This window comes from Pseudoalteromonas sp. Angola-30 (genome assembly GCF_028599215.1).
GTDB classification, from domain to species: domain Bacteria; phylum Pseudomonadota; class Gammaproteobacteria; order Enterobacterales; family Alteromonadaceae; genus Pseudoalteromonas; species Pseudoalteromonas atlantica.
In genome coordinates this window covers 1-443 of record NZ_JAQREI010000070.1, presented here as the reverse complement: position 1 = coordinate 443, position 443 = coordinate 1, and the positions used below count along the sequence as shown (strand labels likewise).

The following is a 443-nucleotide window of genomic DNA, read 5'->3' as shown; positions in this document are numbered from 1 at the left end:
TATTACTCTACGATAGTTGCTACAACACCAGCACCTACAGTACGGCCACCTTCACGGATAGCGAAACGAAGACCTTCGTCCATCGCGATTGGCGCGATTAGAGTTACTGTCATCTTAACGTTATCACCAGGCATTACCATTTCTACGCCTTCTGGTAACTGTACGTCACCTGTTACGTCAGTTGTACGGAAGTAGAACTGTGGACGGTAACCTTTGAAGAAAGGAGTATGACGACCACCTTCATCTTTAGAAAGTACGTATACTTCTGAAGTGAATGTAGTGTGTGGGTTGATTGAACCAGGCTTAGCTAGTACTTGACCACGTTCAACGTCTTCACGCTTAGTACCACGTAGAAGTGCACCAATGTTCTCACCAGCACGACCTTCGTCAAGAAGCTTACGGAACATTTCAACACCAGTACAAGTAGACTTAGTAGTCTCTTT

The 443-nt window shown here is 45.1% G+C and carries 1 protein-coding gene; it reads right to left on the bottom strand.

Annotation, left to right across the window (positions count from 1 at the left end; all coding sequences use genetic code 11):
• Positions 1–2: 2 nt before the first annotated feature.
• A partial coding sequence (locus PSH54_RS20640) for an EF-Tu/IF-2/RF-3 family GTPase (protein WP_031289969.1) occupies positions 3–443 on the bottom strand: 441 nt, incomplete at its 5' end.